17 protein-coding genes are annotated in these 17,614 nt (G+C 74.4%); 6 read left to right on the plus strand and 11 right to left on the minus strand.

The window, feature by feature from the left end; genetic code table 11:
- The first annotated feature begins 63 nt into the window (after window positions 1-63).
- From cobG to NH2_RS24560, 4 genes are read left to right on the plus strand one after another with little or no spacing between them, the layout of a single operon-like run.
- A complete protein-coding gene (gene cobG / locus NH2_RS24545) occupies window positions 64-1,248 on the plus strand; it encodes a precorrin-3B synthase (RefSeq protein ID WP_067659058.1) in 1,185 nt (394 codons plus the stop codon).
- 25 nt (window positions 1,249-1,273) lie between these two features.
- Window positions 1,274-1,909: a precorrin-8X methylmutase gene (locus NH2_RS24550; protein ID WP_067659060.1), complete on the plus strand. Its 636-nt coding sequence runs from the start codon at window positions 1,274-1,276 to the stop codon at window positions 1,907-1,909.
- A complete protein-coding gene (locus NH2_RS24555) occupies window positions 1,906-3,552 on the plus strand; it encodes a precorrin-2 C(20)-methyltransferase (protein ID WP_067659062.1) in 1,647 nt (548 codons plus the stop codon). The genes NH2_RS24550 and NH2_RS24555 overlap by 4 nt, the downstream gene beginning before the upstream one ends.
- Before the next feature lie 25 nt (window positions 3,553-3,577).
- Complete coding sequence (locus NH2_RS24560) at window positions 3,578-4,114, plus strand: PadR family transcriptional regulator (protein WP_067659065.1); 537 nt, start codon at window positions 3,578-3,580, stop codon at window positions 4,112-4,114.
- A gap of 28 nt (window positions 4,115-4,142) precedes the next feature.
- Here NH2_RS24560 and NH2_RS24565 read toward each other — a convergent pair whose 3' ends face one another.
- The 4 genes from NH2_RS24565 to dprE2 all read right to left on the minus strand — a co-directional run bounded on the left by NH2_RS24565 (window position 4,143) and on the right by dprE2 (window position 7,752).
- On the minus strand, window positions 4,143-4,874 hold the full coding sequence (locus NH2_RS24565) for a cobalt-precorrin-6A reductase (RefSeq protein WP_067659270.1): 732 nt from the start codon (window positions 4,872-4,874) through the stop codon (window positions 4,143-4,145).
- The gene (locus tag NH2_RS24570) at window positions 4,871-5,476 is read right to left on the minus strand and encodes a DUF8020 domain-containing protein (protein WP_067659067.1); all 606 of its coding nucleotides are present in this window, start codon (window positions 5,474-5,476) and stop codon (window positions 4,871-4,873) included. Before NH2_RS24570 ends, NH2_RS24565 begins: the two co-directional genes overlap by 4 nt.
- A gap of 77 nt (window positions 5,477-5,553) precedes the next feature.
- The gene (cbiE, locus tag NH2_RS24575) at window positions 5,554-6,804 is read right to left on the minus strand and encodes a precorrin-6y C5,15-methyltransferase (decarboxylating) subunit CbiE (RefSeq protein WP_174552872.1); all 1,251 of its coding nucleotides are present in this window, start codon (window positions 6,802-6,804) and stop codon (window positions 5,554-5,556) included.
- A 207-nt stretch (window positions 6,805-7,011) separates the two neighbouring features.
- Window positions 7,012-7,752: a decaprenylphospho-beta-D-erythro-pentofuranosid-2-ulose 2-reductase gene (dprE2, locus tag NH2_RS24580; RefSeq protein WP_067659070.1), complete on the minus strand. Its 741-nt coding sequence runs from the start codon at window positions 7,750-7,752 to the stop codon at window positions 7,012-7,014.
- Window positions 7,753-7,812: 60 nt separating this feature from the next.
- Here dprE2 and NH2_RS24585 point away from each other — a divergent pair, with 60 nt between their 5' ends.
- Window positions 7,813-8,214, plus strand: coding sequence for a PPOX class F420-dependent oxidoreductase (locus tag NH2_RS24585; protein ID WP_067659073.1), 402 nt, complete (start codon window positions 7,813-7,815; stop codon window positions 8,212-8,214).
- Window positions 8,215-8,313: 99 nt separating this feature from the next.
- On the opposite strand, the gene NH2_RS24590 is transcribed toward NH2_RS24585, so the two are convergent.
- Window positions 8,314-9,435 carry a M24 family metallopeptidase gene (locus NH2_RS24590; protein WP_067659080.1) on the minus strand — a complete coding sequence of 374 codons (1,122 nt, stop codon included), beginning with the start codon at window positions 9,433-9,435 and terminating at the stop codon, window positions 8,314-8,316.
- Between the two features lie 107 nt (window positions 9,436-9,542).
- Between NH2_RS24590 and NH2_RS24595 the strand changes: the two genes are divergently transcribed.
- Window positions 9,543-10,502 (plus strand): 5'-3' exonuclease, encoded by a 960-nt coding sequence (locus NH2_RS24595; RefSeq protein ID WP_067659083.1) that lies wholly within the window; start codon window positions 9,543-9,545, stop codon window positions 10,500-10,502.
- Window positions 10,503-10,589: 87 nt separating this feature from the next.
- Here NH2_RS24595 and NH2_RS24600 read toward each other — a convergent pair whose 3' ends face one another.
- The 6 genes from NH2_RS24600 to NH2_RS24625 form a co-directional block, all read right to left on the minus strand.
- On the minus strand, window positions 10,590-11,264 hold the full coding sequence (locus NH2_RS24600) for a DUF4333 domain-containing protein (RefSeq protein ID WP_067659086.1): 675 nt from the start codon (window positions 11,262-11,264) through the stop codon (window positions 10,590-10,592).
- Window positions 11,265-11,381: 117 nt separating this feature from the next.
- Window positions 11,382-14,087, minus strand: coding sequence for a DEAD/DEAH box helicase (locus tag NH2_RS24605; RefSeq protein ID WP_067659088.1), 2,706 nt, complete (start codon window positions 14,085-14,087; stop codon window positions 11,382-11,384).
- Between the two features lie 3 nt (window positions 14,088-14,090).
- A complete protein-coding gene (gene tatC / locus NH2_RS24610; RefSeq protein WP_067659090.1) occupies window positions 14,091-15,044 on the minus strand; it encodes a twin-arginine translocase subunit TatC in 954 nt (317 codons plus the stop codon).
- A gap of 212 nt (window positions 15,045-15,256) precedes the next feature.
- Window positions 15,257-15,526 carry a Sec-independent protein translocase subunit TatA gene (gene tatA / locus NH2_RS24615; protein WP_067659094.1) on the minus strand — a complete coding sequence of 90 codons (270 nt, stop codon included), beginning with the start codon at window positions 15,524-15,526 and terminating at the stop codon, window positions 15,257-15,259.
- Between the two features lie 93 nt (window positions 15,527-15,619).
- The gene (locus tag NH2_RS24620; protein ID WP_067659097.1) at window positions 15,620-16,600 is read right to left on the minus strand and encodes a helix-turn-helix transcriptional regulator; all 981 of its coding nucleotides are present in this window, start codon (window positions 16,598-16,600) and stop codon (window positions 15,620-15,622) included.
- On the minus strand, window positions 16,597-17,592 hold the full coding sequence (locus NH2_RS24625; RefSeq protein ID WP_084505855.1) for a helix-turn-helix transcriptional regulator: 996 nt from the start codon (window positions 17,590-17,592) through the stop codon (window positions 16,597-16,599). Before NH2_RS24625 ends, NH2_RS24620 begins: the two co-directional genes overlap by 4 nt.
- Window positions 17,593-17,614 lie beyond the last annotated feature (22 nt).

A 17,614-nucleotide genomic window follows, 5' to 3' on the forward strand; every position in this document is an offset into this window, starting at 1 on the left:
CCGACGCGAGCCCCGCACCTGTCGCGCCGCCGGGCGCCCGCGGTCCGTAGGCTGGAACGAGTCATGACGCGATCGAATGCAGATTCCTGCCCCGGGGTGCTGCGGCTGCACGAGGCCGCCGACGGCCCGCTCGCCCGGGTGCGGGTGCCGGGCGGGCAGCTCGGCGCCGCCGGGTTGCAGGCGCTGGCCGAGGCGGCCGACGAGCTCGGCGACGGCGCGCTGGAGCTGACCTCGCGCGGCAATATCCAGCTGCGCGGCATCCGGGACGCCGGCGCGCTCACCGCGCGGCTCGGCGCCGCCGGGCTGCTGCCGAGCGCCACCCACGAGCGGGTGCGCAATATCGTCGCCTCGCCGCTCTCCGGGCTGGCCGGTGGGGTGGCCGATGTGCGCGAGCTGGTCCCGGCGCTCGACGCCGGGCTGCGCGGGGCGCCGGAGCTGGCCGAGCTGCCCGGCCGGGTGCTCTTCACGCTGGACGACGGGCGCGGCGATGTCAGCGGGTTCGGGGCCGATTTCGGGCTGCACGCGGTCGAGCCAGGGGTCTTCGCTCTGCTGCTCGCCGGGGCGGACAGCGGGATCCGGGTGCCGGCGGGCGACGCGGTCGGGCTGGTGCTCGCCGCGGCGCGCGCCTTCGCGGAGATCCGCGGGGGTGGATGGCGGCTCACCGAGGTGCCGGAGGGGGCCGCGCGGGTGCGCGAGCTGCTCGGGTTCGCGGGCACCGCCGCGGGGCCGGTGCTCCCAGGGCCCGCCGAGCAGCCGCCGATCGGCTGGCTGCCGCAGGACGACGGGCTGGTCGCGCTGGGCGCCGGGGTCCGGCTCGGGGTGCTGCCCGCGCGCACCGCGCTCTTCGTGGCGGCGGTGGAGCGGGCCGTTCTCGTCACGCCGTGGCGCGGGCTGGTGATTCCGAGCCTGGACGAGGGGACCGCCGAGCAGGTGGTGCGGGTGCTCGCCCCCATGGGGCTGGTCTTCGACGCGGAGTCGCCGTGGGTCCGGGTCAGCTCCTGCGCCGGAGCGCCGGGGTGCGCGAAGTCACACACGGACGTGCGGGCGGACGCCACCGCCGCCGTCGAGTCGGGTCGGGTGCTCGGCGCCGAGGACGGTGACGTGGCGCCCGGGCCGGTACCGGCCGCGGAGGTTCGGGCTTCCGGGCGCCAGCACTGGTCCGGCTGCGAGCGCCGGTGCGGGCACCCGCGCGGCCCGGCCACCGATATCGTCGCGGGCCCGGACGGCTACCGGGTGACCGAGCCGTGACCGGCCACGTCCTACTGTTGACCCCATGTCCGTAACCCGTGCCGGCTACCTCACCGATGGCGCCGAGATCTACCGGCGGTCCTTCGCCACCATCAGGGCGGAGGCCGACCTGGAGCGCTTCCCCGCCGACGTCGCGCAGGTGGCGGTGCGGATGATCCACGGCACCGGCCAGGTCGATCTCGCCGACGACATCGCCTTCTCCCCCGGCGTCGTCACCGCGGCCCGCACCGCGCTCCGGGCGGGCGCCCCCATCCTCTGCGACGCCACCATGGTCGCCGCCGGCGTCACCCGCAAGCGCCTCCCCGCGGAGAACGAGGTGCTCTGCACCCTCGCCGACCCGCGCACCCCCGCGCTCGCCGCCGAACTCGGCACCACCCGCTCGGCCGCCGCGCTGGAGCTGTGGGGAGACCGGCTCGCCGGCGCCGTCGTCGCCATCGGCAATGCCCCCACCGCGCTCTTCCACCTGCTCGACCTGCTCGACGCCGGGGCCCCGCGCCCCGCCGCCGTCCTCGGCATCCCGGTCGGCTTCATCGGCGCGGTGGAGTCCAAGGAGGCGCTCGTCGAGTACGGCGGGGTCGAGTACCTGACCGTGCGCGGCAGGCGCGGCGGCAGCGCCGTCACCGCGTCGGCGCTCAATGCGATCGCGAGCGAGGCGGAGTGAGCGGCAAGCTGTGGGGCATCGGGCTCGGCCCCGGCGACCCGGAACTCGTCACCGTGAAGGCGGCGCGGATCATCGGCGCGGCCGACGTGATCGCCTTCCACAGCGCCAGGCACGGGCGCAGCATCTCGCGCGCGATCGCGGCGCCCTACATGCGGGCCGGGCAGCTCGAGGAGCACCTCGTCTATCCGGTGACCACCGAGACCACCGACCACCCCGGCGGGTACCAGGGCGCCATCGACGAGTTCTACGCCGACGCCGCCGAGCGCCTCGCCGCGCACCTCGCCGCCGGGCGCTCGGTGGCGCTGCTCGCCGCGGGCGACCCGCTCTTCTACAGCTCGTACATGCACATGCACCGGCGGCTGGCCCACCGCTTCGACGCCGAGATCATTCCCGGCGTGACCTCGGTGAGCGCCGCCTCCGCCGCGCTCGGCACCCCCCTGGTCGAGGGCGAGCAGGTGCTCACTGTGCTGCCGGGCACCCTGCCCGCCGCAGAGCTCGCCGAGCGGCTGCGCGGCACCGAGGCGGCGGCCGTCCTCAAGCTCGGCCGCACGTACCCCGCCGTCCGGCGGGCGCTCGCCGACGCCGGGCGGCTCGACGACGCCTACTACGTCGAGCGGGCCAGTACCGGGCGGCAGCGGGTGCTGCGCGCCGCCGACGTCGACGAGGGCTCGGTTCCGTACTTCGCCATCGCCGTGGTGCCGGGGCCGAAGCCGGAGACGCGCATTCCGCTCACCGCGGAGGGGGCAGGCGCGGAGCCGCCGAGCCCGGCGTCGAACGGCGTGCGCGACAACCGGTCCGGGCAGGCGGCCCCGGCGCGCACCGGCGCCGCACCGGCCACCGGCGGTGCGCTCGCGGCGGTACCGAGCGCCGGGCATTCTGCGGCGGTGACCGCGGGCACCTCGACGGGCGAGGTGGTCGTCGTCGGGCTCGGCCCGGGCGACCCGAACTGGACCACCCCCGAGGTCACCGCCGCCCTCGCCGAAGCCACCGACCTCGTCGGCTACACCACGTACATCGACCGGGTCCCGGCCCGGCCGGGCCAGCGCAGGCACGCCAGCGACAACCGCGTGGAGTCCGAGCGCGCCGCCATGGCGCTGGACCTGGCCCGGCGCGGCGCCCGCGTCGCCGTCGTCTCCTCGGGCGACCCCGGCGTCTTCGCCATGGCGGCCGCCGTCCTGGAGGAGGCCGCCGACCCGCGCTGGGCGGGCGTGCCGGTCCGGGTCCTCCCCGGCGTCACCGCCGCGCACGCGGTGGCGTCGCGAGCGGGCGCCCCGCTCGGCCACGACTACGCGACCATCTCGCTCTCCGACCGCCTCAAGCCGTGGGAGGTCGTCGCCGAGCGCCTGGCGGCGGTGGCCGCCGCCGACATGGCCATCGCCGTCTACAACCCGGCCTCCTCGCAGCGCACCTGGCAGGTCGCCGCCATGCGCGACCTGCTGCTCGCGCACCGCGCCCCGGACACCCCGGTGATCCTCGGCCGCGATGTCGGCGGCCCGGCGGAGACGGTCCGCATCGTGCGCCTCGCCGACCTCGACCCGGCCGAGGTGGACATGCGCACCCTGCTGATCGTCGGCGCCTCCACGACGGCGGTGCACGGCCCCCGGGTCTTCACCTCGCGCCGCTACGCCGCCCTCCCGCGCTAATATTCCACAAAGGAAGGTGCGCAGCATGAGTGAACCGAAGCCCAAACCGCTGAACGCGACCGCGGCCTCGCTGCTCGGATTCCTGCACGAGGGCCCGCGCTCCGGCTGGGACCTGGTGACCGAGGCCCAGCGGCGGATCGGCGACTTCTGGACCGTCACCCAGAGCCAGGTCTACCGCGAACTCGCCGCCATGGACACCGCGGGCCTGGTGGAGAAGGGCGAGGCGGGCGCCCGCGAGCGCACCCCGTACCGGATCACCGAGGCGGGCAAGGCCGCCTTCGGCGAGTGGATCGCCCGCGACCCCGGCGCCGAGACCATCCGCGTCCCGCTGCTCCTCACGCTGAACTTCGGCGAGCATCTGGACCGCGCGCACGTGGATCGCATCGCCGCCGCCAACCGCGCCGTGCACCAGCGGCGCCTGGACGGCTACCTCACCCAGGAGTGTTCCCCGCAGGCCCGCTACCAGCGCGCCACCCTGGAGTTCGGGATCCGCTACGAGCGCGCGGTACTCGGCTGGTTCGACGATCTCGCCGCGATCCTGGACGGCCACCCGCCGGGATAGGGAGCTGTTTCGAGAATCTCCGAACACCTCACCGCCCCCGCAGCCACGCCATCGCGTCGTCCACCGTCGTGACGACCGGCGCGCCACCGGCGGGCAGCGGGGGCCGGTCGACGACGATCACCGGCACCCCCAGCTCCCGGGCGGCGATCAGCTTGGCCTCGGTGTCCGGCCCGCCACTGTCCTTGGTCACCAGCACATCGATCCGATGCTCGCGCAGCAGCGAGATCTCGTCGGCGAGGGCGAAAGGCCCGCGAGCGAGCAGGATTTCGCGGGCAGCGGGCAGCGGCGGGTCCGGGGGGTCGATGGCGCGGATCAGGAACCACGCGCCCGCGACACCGGCGAAGGCGGCGACGCCCTGCCTGCCGACGGTCAGGAAGACGCGACCGCGCAGCCCGGCGGCGGCGGCAGGCAGCGAGGGCACGCGGGTCCATGAATCACCCTGCGCGGCAACCCAACCGGGGCGACGCAGGTGCAGCAGCGCGACCCCGGCCGCGGCGGCCGCCGCGGCGGCGTGCGCGCTCATGACCGCGGCGAACGGGTGCGTGGCGTCGACGAGCAGATCGATCGCGTTGTCGCGCAGGTACTCCCGCAACCCCTCGGCCCCACCGAACCCCCCGACCCGCACCTCCCCCTCCGGCAGCACGGGCGCACGAACGCGGCCGGCGAGCGAGGACACGATATCGAGTCCGCGCTCGCCGGCCGCGAGACGGGCGAGGCTCCGCGCTTCGGCGGTGCCGCCCAGGATCAGAACCCGGGTCAGGGCTGGCCGCTGAAGTAGGCGGCGCCCGCGTTCAGCAGGGACGGCCCACCGGCCACGAGCAGGCCGATGACGCCGCCGATCACGGCGCCGGGGATGATGGTGACGATGCCGACCAGGCCGAGCAGGGCCCCGATCACGGCGCCGACGGCGGCGCCGAGCGAGGCGCGCTGCAGCTCGGCGAAGAACCAATCCTGCGCGGAGATGTCCTTGATGCCGCCGACCGAACCGGCGGCCGGGGTCAGGGTGAGGGCGCTGCCGTCGGCGGTGACGGCGGCGGCGATCGCCACCTCCCGGTCCTGCGCCGTGCCGCTGAGCGGGATGGTGGTGACGACCTCGCCCGCCGCGTTGGTCAGGGTGACCGAGCCCTGGTCGGCGTCCAGGCTGAACGCGCCGCCGGTGACCGTCGTGACGATCGACTTGCCCGCGTCGGCGAGCGCGACCGAGTAGTCGACGCCTTGGTCCTGGCCCTGCACGGAGGGCGAGGTGGCCTGCTGCTGCTCGGCGGGCGCGGCGGGGACCGGGGCGGCGTAGCCGGTGCCGGAGGCGATGCCGGTGGCGGCGGCGGCCAGCAGCGCGGTGGCGGCGAACTTGCTGTACTTCATCTGTCTCCCCATTAGGAAATCCGGTTTCCGGGTGACCGGAACTCGGGGCCGACCATACCCCCTCGCGCTCCCGGGTTTCAGGACCCCGCCGGTGATTCGCGGGACTTCCGGACCGCCCAGTGCGTCACCGGCAGCTGTGGCGACCACGTGGTGAATCCGCCGAGCGGCGTACCGCGATACACCTGGTAGCGGCGCAGCGTGCCGCCGTACCGGCGCGAGTTCGCCAGGAGCAGGGATTCGGATTCCGCGGTCACCGCCGCCGCCACCAGGCGGCCGCCGGGCGGCAGCGCGGCCCAGCACGCCTCCAGCAATCCGGGTTGAGTGATTCCGCCACCGACGAAAACGGCGTCCGGTGTCCCGTCGGCGGGCTGGAAATCCGGTGCGGCGCCGCGCACGGCGATGCCGGGGACGCCGAGCGCGCCCGCGTTGGCGGCGATCTGCGCGCGGCGGTCGGCGCGCTGCTCGAAGGTGACCGCGCGGCAGCTCGGGTGGGCGCGGCACCACTCGATGGCGATGGTGCCGGAGCCGCCGCCGACGTCCCAGAGCAGCTCGCCGGGGGCCGGGGCGAGCGCGGCGAGGGTGAGGGCGCGGATCTCGGCCTTGGTGAACTGCCCGTCGCCGCCGAAGACGGCGTCCGGGAGGCCGGGGGTCCTGGTCAGGCGGAGGTGGCCAGCATCGGCGACGGCTTCGACGGCCACGATATTGAGCGGGTCGCAGGCGGGGTGCGGCCAGCCTGCGGCGGTGCCGGTGCGCCTGGCCTCGGCCGGGCCGCCGAGCTGCTCGAGCACGGTCAGCGTGGATCCACCGAAGCCATTCTCGCGCAGTAGCTTCGCGAGCGATTCCGGGGTGCCGCCGTCGGCGCTCAGCACGAGGATCCGGCGGCCGTCGGTGAGCTCGGGCAGCACCGTCTGCACCGGCCGCCCGACCGCGCTCACCACCGGAATCTCCTGCGCGGCCCAGCCGAGCCGGGCGCACGCGAGCGCCACCGACGACGGCTGCGGCCGCACCAGGAGCGCCTCCGGCCCGAACAGCCCGGCCAGCGTGCTCCCGATCCCGAAGAACATGGGGTCGCCGCTGGCCAGCACCCCGATCCGCGCCGCCGCATGCGCGGCGAGCAGCCCCGGCAACGCGGGCAGCAGCGGCGACGGCCACGCGACCCGCCGCGCGGGCACCTCTCCGGCGGGCACCAGCTCGAGCTGCCGGGCCGACCCGAACAGCACCGTGCAGGCCGCGAGCTCGGCCCGCACGCCGGGCCCGAGCCCGCCCCACCCGTCCGCCCCGATGCCCGCGACCAGGATCGGCGCACCCCGCCACGCCGGTTCAATCACGCCGCACCCACCGACCACCCTCGACCATCCCGCCGCCGTGGCCTTTCCTGCCGCGCGCGACCACCCGGTGGCGCACGGCCTCTCCCGCCACGCGCGACCACCCGCCGCGCCAGGCAGAGCTGTGCCGCTGCGATCGTCCCGCGCCGACCCCGCCCGGCCGGCCGGAACCACCGACGGCAGCCGGCGAACTGCCACCCGGCCCGGCCCTCACCGCGGCATCCGCCGCCACACCGCCTGCGGCAGGAACCGGGTCCCGACGATGATCGGCCGCAGCACCCACGGCACCCAGACCCGCCCCCTCCCCTTCCGCAGCGCGCGCACGACGGCATCGGCGACCTGGTCGGGCGTGCTGGAGAACGGCGCGGGGCTCATCCCCTCGGTCATCCGGCCGATGACGAAACCGGGCCGCACCAGGAGCAACCGCACCCCGGTGCCGTGCAGCGCGTCGGCGAGCCCGGAGGCGAAGCCGTCCAGCCCCGCCTTGGCCGAGCCGTAGACGTAGTTGGCCCGCCGCACCCGCGCCCCGGCGATGGAGGAGAAGACCACGAGCTCCCCCGACCCCTGCGCCCGCATGAGGTTCGCCAGCGTGGTGAGCACCGAGACCTGCGCCACGAAGTCGGTGTGCACGACGGCGACCGCGTGCGCGGCGTCCCGCTCGGCGCGGGGCTGATCGCCGAGGACGCCGAAAGCGAGCACCGCGGTGCCGATCGGCCCGTGCGCGGCGGCGGCCTTCTCCAGCAGCGGCTGGTGGCTCGCGATGTCGTCGGCGTCGAACTCGATCGGGTGCACGGCGGTGGCGCCCGCCGCGGTCACCCGCGCGGCCTCGGCATCCAGCTCGGCGCTGCGCCGCGCGGCGAGCAGCACGGTACGGCCGGGCGCGAGCCGCTCCGCGACCTCGAGCCCGATCTCGCTGCGACCCCCGAGCACCAGCACGGTTCCTTCTCCCATGCGCCCATCCTGTCAGGCACCGGGCGCGGCGCCCGAGCGCGCCCCGGCTACCGTCGTGCCATGACGACCGGCATCACGCAGCTCTCCCCCGCCGCCAGCGACTTCGTCACCGAGCGGCACCTGGCCACGCTCACCACGCTCCGCGCCGACGGCACCCCGCAGGTGACCGCGGTCGGCTTCACCTGGGATCCGGCGGCCGGGCTGGTGCGGGTGATCACCGACGGCGGCTCGGTGAAGGCGCGCAATGCCCGCCGTTCCGGCTACGCCGCGGTGAGCCAGGTCGACGGCCCGCGCTGGCTCACCCTGGAGGGCCCGGCCGAGGTCTGGGACGATCCGGCGCGCGTCACCGAGGCGGAGCAGCGGTACGCGGCCCGCTACCGGGTTCCCCGGGAGAACCCGACCCGCGTCGTCGTGGTCATCCGAGTGGCGCGGGTGCTGTCGAGCCGCACCCTGCGCGAATAGCGCCGGTCGCCCCGCGGAGCGCCCGGCCGGTCACCTGCCACTCGCGCCACCGGTCACCGGCCGACCACCGAGCCGCCACCGGTCGGCCACCGAGTGCGCTCAGAGGACGGTCAACCCGTGCGGCCGCTGATTCACCGCTTCGCACCCGTCGGCGGTCACCACGACGATGTCCTCGATGCGGGCACCCCACTCCCCGGGGAAGTAGATCCCCGGCTCCACGCTGAACGCCATCCCCGCCCGCAGCTCGAGCTCGTTCCCCGCCACGATGTAGGGCTCCTCGTGCACGGAGAGCCCGATCCCGTGCCCGGTGCGGTGCACGAACGCCTCCCCGAACCCGGCGTCGGTGAGCGGGTTCCGCGCCGCGGCGTCCACCGATTCCGCGGTCACCCCCGGCCGCACCGCGGCCACCGCGGCCGCCTGGGCCGCCTCCAGTTCGGCGATCCGCGCGGCGATCTCGGCCCGCGGCTCGCCGAGCACGTAGGTGCGGGTGCAGTCGGAGTAGTAGCCGGGCTCCACCGGCCCGCCGATATCGATGACCACCACGTCACCGCGCTGGATCACCCGGTTCGAGACCTCGTGGTGCGGATCGGCGCCGTGCGGCCCGCTGCCCACGATGATGAAGGCGGCCTCGGTGTGCCCCTCCTCCTGGATGGCCCGGTCGATATCCGCGGCGACCTGCGCCTCGGTCCGCCCGGCCAGGAGGAAGTCGCCCATCCTGGCGTGCACCCGGTCGATGGCGGCGCCGGCCCGGCGCAGCGCCTCGATCTCCGCCTCGTCCTTGATCATGCGCAGCTCGCGCAGCACCGGGGTGGCCGAGACCGGCAGCCCGGAGAACGACTCGGCCAGCGGGATCAGGTGCAGTGCGGGCATGGCGTCCGCCACCGCGACCCGCGATCCGGCGTGCAGCGCGGAGCGGACCAGCTTGTACGGGTCGGTGCCGTCCACCCAGTCGAGCACGCGCAGCCCGAGGTCGGACACCGCGGAGCCGTGCAGCGAGGCCAGCTCCAGCTTGGGCACCACCACCGAGGGGGTGGCGCCGTCGGCATTGATCACCAGGCAGGTGAGCCGCTCGAAGGACTGCGCCGCCGACCCGAGCAGGTAACGCAGGTCGGGGCCGGGGGTGACCAGCAGGGCGTCCAGGTGCGCGGCCCGCATGGCCGCGACCGCCCGCTCCAGCCGGTCGCCGTACACCTCCGCCGCGAATCGCGTGTCCTCGCTCATGGGACGACCGTACCCGGCGCGCGGCCGCACCGCGTGCGACGCCCGGAACGCCGACCGGGGCGCGCGCCGCACACCGGGTGTCGGCCCCGCCGGGTACCCTTCGGCGCGTGAGCGATCCCGACCGGCCCCTGCTGCTGCTCGACGGCGCGAGCCTGTGGTTCCGCGCGTTCCACGCCATCCCGGACACGCTGACCGCACCGGACGGCCGCTCGGTGAACGCGGTGCGCGGCTTCACCGACATGGTCGCCTCGCTGATCACCAGGCACACCCCGCGGCGGCTGGTGGTCGCGCTCGACCTGGACTGGCGCCCGGCGTACCGGGTGGAGCTGGTGCCCAGCTACAAGGCGCACCGGCTGGACACCGCGGCCGCGCCCGGCACCGAGGCGGTGCCGGACCGGCTGACCCCGCAGGTGGAGATGATCCTCGCGGTACTCGCCGCGGCCGGGATCGCCACCGGCGGCGCCGACGGCCTCGAGGCCGACGACGTGCTCGGCACCCTCGCCGACCGGGAGCGCACCGACCCGGTGGTGGTGGTGAGCGGCGACCGCGACCTGCTGCAGCTGGTGCGCGACGAGCCGGAGCCGCGGGTCCGGGTGCTCTACGCCGGCCGCGGGCTGGCCAAGGCGGAGCTCTTCGGCCCCGCCGAGGTGGCGGCGAAGTACGGCGTGCCGGTGCCGAACGCCGGCCCCGCCTACGCGGACATGGCGACGCTGCGCGGCGATGCCTCGGACGGCCTGCCCGGCGTCGCCGGGATCGGTGACAAGTCGGCGGCCACGCTCATCCAGCGCTTCGGCTCGCTGGAGGCGCTGCGCGCCGCCGTCGAGGATCCGGGGGCCGAGCTCGCCGCCGGGGTCCGCGCGAAGCTCCGCGCCGCGGCCGACTACCTGACCGCCGCGGCCCCGGTCGTCCGCGTGGTGCGCGACGCCGACGTCGCTCTCTCCAGGGACGACGCCCTCCCCGCCACCCCCGCCGACCCCGACCGGCTCCGCGAACTCGCCACCGAGTACAACGCCGAGAGCCCCATCGAGCGCCTGACCAAGGCTTTGGCCGCAGCGCACGCGGGCTGACCCGGACATCGAAAACCGGGCGACGCCCCTCGTCGGCGCCGCCCGGAACTCACCGGACACCCGGCGACACGCGCGCCGGGACCGGTCTCAGCTGGGGCGGCCGACCTCGTAGGTCCCGTCATCCCTGGTGATCTTGACCTGGACCGTCTTCTGCTCACCGCTCACATCGACGGTGCACGAGAAGGTGGCGTCCACCTCGACCTTCTGCCCGGAGGGGCAGGAGACCGAGCCGACATCGGAGATGCCGTAGGAATCGCCGAGCACCTTCTTGACGCCGTCCTGCACGGCCGCCTGGTCGAGCTTGTCGGTCGCGGTGAGGGCGAGCACCACCGCGGCGATCAGCCCGACCACGACGAGCCCGCCGAGGATCAGCCCGATCAGCAGCCCCTTGCCCTTGCCGCCCTGCTGCGGCTGCTGGGGCTGCCCCCACTGCTGCTGCGGCTGGCCCCACTGCTGCGGAGGTTGCTGCGGCGGCGGCTGCTGCCCCCACTGCGGCTGCGACTGCTGCGGCTGCTGCCCCCACTGCGGCTGCGACTGCTGCGGCTGCTGCCCCCACTGCGGCTGCGACTGCCCCCACTGCTGCTGCGGTTGCTGCGACTGGTCACCCCCGCCCCACTGCTGGGTCGGCTGGGCCTGCGAGGGAGGCTGACCGGTCCACTGCTGCGTCGGCTGCGCGCCGCTCACCGGCTGCTGTCCACCCCACTGCTGGGTGGGATCGTTGCGTCCCTGGTCGGGGCCGCTCGGTCCGTACGGGCCGCTCATCGGTTTGCCTCCACTCGCATCGTTGTACACACGGTAGCCCCCCGTGCGCGACCCGTCGCGTGGCGACGGCTGCGTACACGGTCGGTACGCGAGGAAATCAAATCACACACGGTTCGGTCACGCGGCGTCCACGGCGACGACACCCCGCCGGATGGCCCGCACCGCCTTGGCCGCGGTCGCCGCCACCTCGACATCGTCGGCGGTGCCGTGGATCTGGTCCAGCAGATCGATCACCTGCCTGCACCAGCGCACGAAATCACCGGCGGAGAGCGGCGAGCTCTGCTCGCCACCGGCCAGCAACGCGTCGGCCAGCCCGTCGCCGCGCGCCCACAGGTAGACGGTGCCGACGAAACCGGGGTCCGGCTCGCGGGTCGGGGTGAGCCGGTGCGCGGCCTCGTCGGCGCGCAGCTCGCTCCAGACCGCGAGCGTGGCGTTGAGCGCCCGCCGGATGGGCTGGGTGGGGCCGCTCGCCCCGATCAGCCCGACCTCCTGGCGCGATTCGTACACCAGCGCGGAGACCACCGCGGCCAGCTCGGCCGGGCCGAGCCCGCGCCAGCTGCCCCGCCGCAGGCACTCCGAGACCAGCAGGTCGCTCTCGGTATAGATGCGCGCCAGCCGCCTGCCGTCCGCGGTGACCTCGCCGTCCGCGACGTACCCGCGTTCGGCCAGCAAACCGACGATCCGGTCGAAGGTGCGGGCCAGCGAGTTCGTGGTGGCGGCGACCTTCTGCCGCATGGCCTCGGTCTCCCGCTCCAGCCTGCTGTACCGCTCGCCCACCCGGCACAGCTGTTCGCGGTCGGGGCGGTGATGCGCCGGGTGCGCGCGCAGCGTGCGGCGCAGGGTGGCGAGCTCGCGGTCGTCGGCGGCGTCGGCCCGGTTGCCGTTGCGCCTGCCCCGGCCGGGCGCGGCGATGCCGGTGCTGCGCAGCGCCGAGGCCAGGTCGCGGCGGGCCCGCGCGGTGCGGTGGTCGACCCGGCGCGGCAGCCGCATGTGACCGAGCGCCTCGGCCGGGACCGGGAAGTCGGCGACCGAGACCCGGCCCGCCCACTTGTCCTCGGTGAGCACGAGCGGGCGCGGGTCACCGGGGGTGGCGTCCGGCTCCAGGATCACCGCGAGCCCGGCCCTGCGCCCGGTGGGGATCGCCACCACGTCGCCCCGGCGCAGCGCGACCAGCGCGTCCGCGGCGGCGCCGCGGCGATCGGCCCTGCGCTGCTGGGCCAGCTGCCGCTCGCGCTGCGCGATCCGCTCGCGCAGCTCGATGTACTCCAGCATGCCGCCGCCCGCGCCGCCGAGCTGGTCGCGCAGCTTGGCGAGCTGCCCCTGGTTGCGCTCGATGCCGCGGACCAGCCCGACCACCGAGCGGTCGGCCTGGAACTGCGCGAACGACCGCTCCAGCAGCTCGCGGGATTCCGCCGCGCCCATCCGGTCGATGAGGTTGATCGACATGTTGTAGCCGGGGCGGAAGGAGCTGCGCAGCGGGTAGGTGCGGGTGGAGGCGAGCCCGGCCACCGCGCCGGCGTCGACCTGCGGCTGCCAGAGCACCACCGCGTGCCCTTCGACGTCGATGCCGCGCCGCCCGGCCCGGCCGGTGAGCTGGGTGTACTCACCGGGGGTGAGCTCGGCGTGCGCCTCGCCGTTGAACTTGACCAGCCGCTCCAGCACCACGGTGCGGGCGGGCATGTTGATGCCGAGCGCCAGCGTCTCGGTGGCGAAGACCGCGCGCACGAGGCCGCGCACGAACAGCTCCTCCACGGTGTGCCGGAAGGCGGGCAGCATGCCCGCGTGGTGCGCGGCGAGCCCGCGGTGCAGCGCCTCGCGCCACTCCCAGTAGCCGAGCACCTCGAGGTCGCCGCGCGGCAGGTCGCCGGTGTGCTTCTCGATGATCCGGTCGACCTCCTCGAGCTCGTCGGGGCGGCCGAGGTCGAGGCGGGAGCGCACGCACTGCGCCAGCGCGCCGTCGCAGCCGGCCCGGCTGAAGATGAAGGTGATCGCCGGGAGCAGCCCCTCCGCGTCGAGCTGGGCCAGCACCTCGGGGCGGGGCAGCGGGCGGAAGTCGCGGCGCGGCCCGCCGCCGCGGCCGCGCGGTGCGCCCCAGTTGTTCATCCGGTCGGCGCTCTCCCGCTGCCGGATGTAGCGCACCAGATCCTCGTCCACGATGATCTTCTGGTCGCTGGACGAGGTGTCGAACAGGTCGAACAGCTTGCGCCCGACCATCACGTGCTGCCAGAGCGGCACCGGCCGGTTCTCGTCGACGACAACGGCGGTGTCGCCGCGCACCGTCTCCATCCAGGCGCCGAACTCCTCGGCATTGCTCACCGTCGCCGAGAGGCTGACCAGCCTGACCTCGGCGGGCAGGTGCAGGATGACCTCCTCCCACACCGCGCCGCGGAACCGGTCGGCCAAATAGTGCACCTCGTCCATGACGACGTAGGACAGCGCGCGGAGTGTGTCGGACGAGGCGTAGAGCATATTGCGCAGCACCTCGGTGGTCATCACCACCACCGGGGCGCCCGGGTTCACCGACTGGTCGCCGGTGAGCAGCCCGACGCTCTCCCGCCCGTGCCGCTCGACCAGGTCGGCGAACTTCTGGTTGGAGAGCGCCTTGATCGGCGTGGTGTAGAAGCACTTGCCGCCGGAGGCGAGCGCGAGGTGCACGGCGAACTCGCCGACCACCGTCTTACCCGCGCCGGTGGGCGCGCAGACCAGCACGCCGTGCCCCGCCTCGAGGGCGGCGCAGGCATCCCGCTGGAAGGGGTCGAGCGCGAAGGAGAGGTGAGCGGCGAAGCGTGCCAATTCGCCCGTCAGCGACCGGTCGTGTGTCACTCCTCAGAGCGTATCGGAGTAGTCCGACACCGAGCGCGGAGTTTTCGCGGGCTGTGCGACCGGGGCCGAAGCGTCCACGCCGGAGGGGCCGTCGATGGCCGAGGCCTCCTCGTCGTCCAGCCCGGCCAGCCCCTCCTCGGACTCGCGCCTGGCCCTGCGGCCGTCGTTGAAGCGGGAGAGCTGCACCGCGACCTCGAAGAGCACCGTCAGCGCGAGCGCGAGCGCCAGCATGGAGAACGGGTCCTGCGGGGTGACGATGGCGGCGAAGACGAAGAGCGCGAAGACGATGCCGCGGCGCCAGGCCTTGAGCTTGACGTAGCTGAGCACGCCGACCAGGTTCAGCCCGATGATCAGCAGCGGGAACTCGAAGCTCACGCCGAAGATCACCAGCAGCTGGATGATGAAGCCGAAGTACTGCGTACCGCTCAGCGCGGTGATCTGCACATTGTCGCCGATGGTGAGCAGGAAGCCGAGGGCGTGCGCGACGATCACGTAGGCCAGCACCGCGCCCGCCGCGAAGAGCACGGTGCCGGTCGCGACGAAGCCGACCGCGTAGCGCCGCTCCTTGGCGTACAGCCCCGGGGTGATGAACGCCCAGATCTGGTAGAGCCAGAACGGCGCGGAGAGCACGATGCCCGCGGTCATGCCGACCTTGAGCCGCAGCATGAACTGCTCGAACGGCCCGGTGGCGAGCAACCGGCAGGCGCCGTCCGTGGTCAGCGCGGCGCGCGCCTCCGGCGGCAGCGAGCAGTAGGGGCCGCGCAGCAGCTCGCCCAGGCTCTCCAGCCCGAACACGGAGTGCGAGTACCACAGGAAGCCGATGACGGTGCCGAGCGCGATGGCCGCGATGGCCTTGAGCATGCGGCTGCGCAGTTCGTGGAGGTGCTCGACCAACGACATGGTGCCGTCGGGGTTCGTCCGGCGTCGGCTGCGCCGCGGATCGAACGGGATTCGCATGATCGGTGAGGCCCCTGGCTGACCGTGCGGCGCGGCACCTGCCGGCTGCGTCGTGGATGCGGAGTGGTGCGAACTGACGGTGCGGACCGCTCGGGCAGCGCGCCCGGTCGCCCGCGATGCGACGGCTGCGTACTGCCCGGCCCGGCGCCGCGGCGCGCGATCAGCAGCCGCGGCCCCGAGCGCGCCCGGCGCAGCGGCAGGGCCGCCTCAGCTCAGAGCGACTTGGACTGCGTCTTCGGCTCGGTGCTGCCCGGCGCGGGCTGCGGCGCTGCCGCGGGCAGCTGCTGGGCCGGCTCGGCGGCCTGCTGCTGCGGCGCGGCCTGCTGGCTCCCGCTCTCGTTCTGCATCTGGCTCACCTCGCTCTTGAAGATGCGCAGCGAGCGGCCGAGCCCGCGGGCGGCATCCGGCAAGCGCTTCGCACCGAAGAACATCACGAAGAGCGCGGCGATGATCAGCCAGTGCCAAATGCTCAGACTGCCCATTGTTCTACCTCCCGAAGCTGTGGTAGGTCCGATGCTACCGGACCCGGACTACGCCGACCGCGAGTTGCGGTCGGCAAATGAAGGCGACCGCCATCAGATGCCGGAGTCGGCCGGCCCGGCCTCCGCGTACGCGGCCAGCGCGGTGGCCGAGCGCTCGCGCACGGCGGCGACCAGCTCCGGCGGCCCGAGCGCGGTGACCCCGGCGCCGAAGCCGAGCAGCAGCCGCGCCATCCAGTCCAGGGTGGCGAAGCGCATGGTGGCCTCCAGCCCGCCGTCGGCGTTCGAGCGCACCCGGTGCATCGGGTACTGGTCGAGCACCCAGGCGTGGTCGGCGCGGACCAGCAGCCGGGCCAGCGGGACCGAGGGGTCGTCCTGGAAGAGGTCGAGCCCGGCGGCCCGGTCGGTGGCGTCCCGTGGCGGCGCGGCGGGCTCGTCCAGCTCGGTGGCGCCCTCGATCCGGTCGAACCGGAACAGCCGCACCCCCTCGGCCTGCCTGCACCAGGCCTGCAGGTAGCTGTTGTCGTCCACCAGGACGATCCGGATCGGGTCGACCACTCGCTCGGCGACCTCGTCCCGGCTGGCCGAGTAGTAGACCAGCCGCAGCGCGTGGCCGTCGGCCAGCGCCGCCCGCACGGTGGCGACCTCCGGGGGCTCCACCGGCGGCTCGGCGCCGGGCAGCACCGACGGCGCGGGCGCCGCGCCGGTGATAGCCGCCTCCAGCTTGGCGATGGCGGCGTAGGCGGCGCTCGGGTCGACCATGCCCGGCATGTCCACGATGGAGCGCAGCGCCACCAGCAGCGCGGTGGCCTCGGTGGAGGTCAGCCGGAGCGGGCGGTCCATGCCCGCGGAGAAGGTGACCTCGATGCTCTCCTCGGAGAAGGAGAGGTCGATCAGATCGCCGGGGCCGTAGCCGGGCAGCCCGCACATCCAGAGCTGGTTCAGGTCGCTCATCAGCTGCTTGGTGGTGACGCCGAGGTCGGCGGCGGCCTCGGCCGCGCTGATACCCGGATTGGCGATCAGGTACGGCACCATGTTCAGCAGCCGGGCCAGCCGCACGGAGAGCCTGCTGGTCACAGCGGTACCTCGGTGCGGTCGAGGACCGAGCGGAGCCGGGCGACCACATCGGTGCGCAGCTCCTCCGGGTCGAGGACGAGCGCGTCCGCGCCGAGCCCGGTGATCAGCCTGGCCAGCCAGCCCAGCGAGCGCACCGGCAGCTCGATCACCGCACCGGAGCGGCCCGCGAGCACCTTGCTCCCGGTGACGGTGCCGCGCCTGCGCAGCTCGCGGCCGCGGCCGTCGGCCACCCACACCGTCGCGGTGCCGACCACCGGGGCGTCCTCGGTGACCCGGCCGACCACCTCGCGCAGGTCGACCCCGTCCGGTTTGCGTACGGTGTTCTCCGCGCCGTAGGCGGTGATGTCCTCGCCGATCCGGGAGAGCCGGAAGGTGCGAACGGCGTCCCGGTCGCGGTCGTGCCCGACCAGGTACCAGCGGCCCCGGTGGGTGACGACGCCCCACGGCTCGACATCGCGCATGAGGTAGGGGGCGTTCATCTGGGCCCGGTGCTCGAAGCGCACCGCGCGCCCGGCGTCCACCGCGGCGAGCAGCTTGTTCAGCACCGGCTCCGAGCCGCGGGTGCGGGCGGGGACGGCCGGCACCGAGGCGATGGCGGCGTCGGTCTCGACGTGCACCCCGGCCGCGCGCAGCTTGAGCAGCGCGCCATCGGCCGCGGCGGCGAGCTCCGGCGACTCCCACATCTGCACGGCGACCGCGACGGCCGCCGCCTCCTCACTGGTGAGGTCGATCTCGGGAAGCTCGTAGGCATCGCGATTGATCCGGTACCCCTCCACCGAGGTGAACCGGCCGACCGGCCCGACCTCGAGCGGGATGCCGAGATCGCGCAGCTCGTTCTTGTCCCGCTCGAACATCCGGCTGAACGCTTCGTCGCTGGCCGAGTCCTCGTACCCGGCGACGCTCGTCCTGATCCGCTCGGCGGTGAGGAACTGCCTGGTCGACAGCAACGCGATGACCAGATTCATCAGCCGTTCGACCTTGGATATCGCCACCCGATAGAGGGTAATCGACGCC

Source organism: Nocardia harenae NBRC 108248 (genome assembly GCF_001612885.1).
Classification (GTDB): domain Bacteria; phylum Actinomycetota; class Actinomycetes; order Mycobacteriales; family Mycobacteriaceae; genus Nocardia; species Nocardia harenae.

Coding starts and splice junctions, on each gene's coding strand:
- cobG (WP_067659058.1), top strand. CDS start 64: ATGACGCGATCGAATGCAGATTCCTGCCCCGGGGTGCTGCGGCTGCAC.
- NH2_RS24550 (WP_067659060.1), top strand. CDS start 1,274: ATGTCCGTAACCCGTGCCGGCTACCTCACCGATGGCGCCGAGATCTAC.
- NH2_RS24560 (WP_067659065.1), top strand. CDS start 3,578: ATGAGTGAACCGAAGCCCAAACCGCTGAACGCGACCGCGGCCTCGCTG.
- NH2_RS24570 (WP_067659067.1), bottom strand. CDS start 5,476: ATGAAGTACAGCAAGTTCGCCGCCACCGCGCTGCTGGCCGCCGCCGCC.
- dprE2 (WP_067659070.1), bottom strand. CDS start 7,752: ATGGGAGAAGGAACCGTGCTGGTGCTCGGGGGTCGCAGCGAGATCGGG.
- NH2_RS24585 (WP_067659073.1), top strand. CDS start 7,813: ATGACGACCGGCATCACGCAGCTCTCCCCCGCCGCCAGCGACTTCGTC.
- NH2_RS24590 (WP_067659080.1), bottom strand. CDS start 9,435: ATGAGCGAGGACACGCGATTCGCGGCGGAGGTGTACGGCGACCGGCTG.
- NH2_RS24600 (WP_067659086.1), bottom strand. CDS start 11,264: ATGAGCGGCCCGTACGGACCGAGCGGCCCCGACCAGGGACGCAACGAT.
- tatC (WP_067659090.1), bottom strand. CDS start 15,044: ATGCGAATCCCGTTCGATCCGCGGCGCAGCCGACGCCGGACGAACCCC.
- tatA (WP_067659094.1), bottom strand. CDS start 15,526: ATGGGCAGTCTGAGCATTTGGCACTGGCTGATCATCGCCGCGCTCTTC.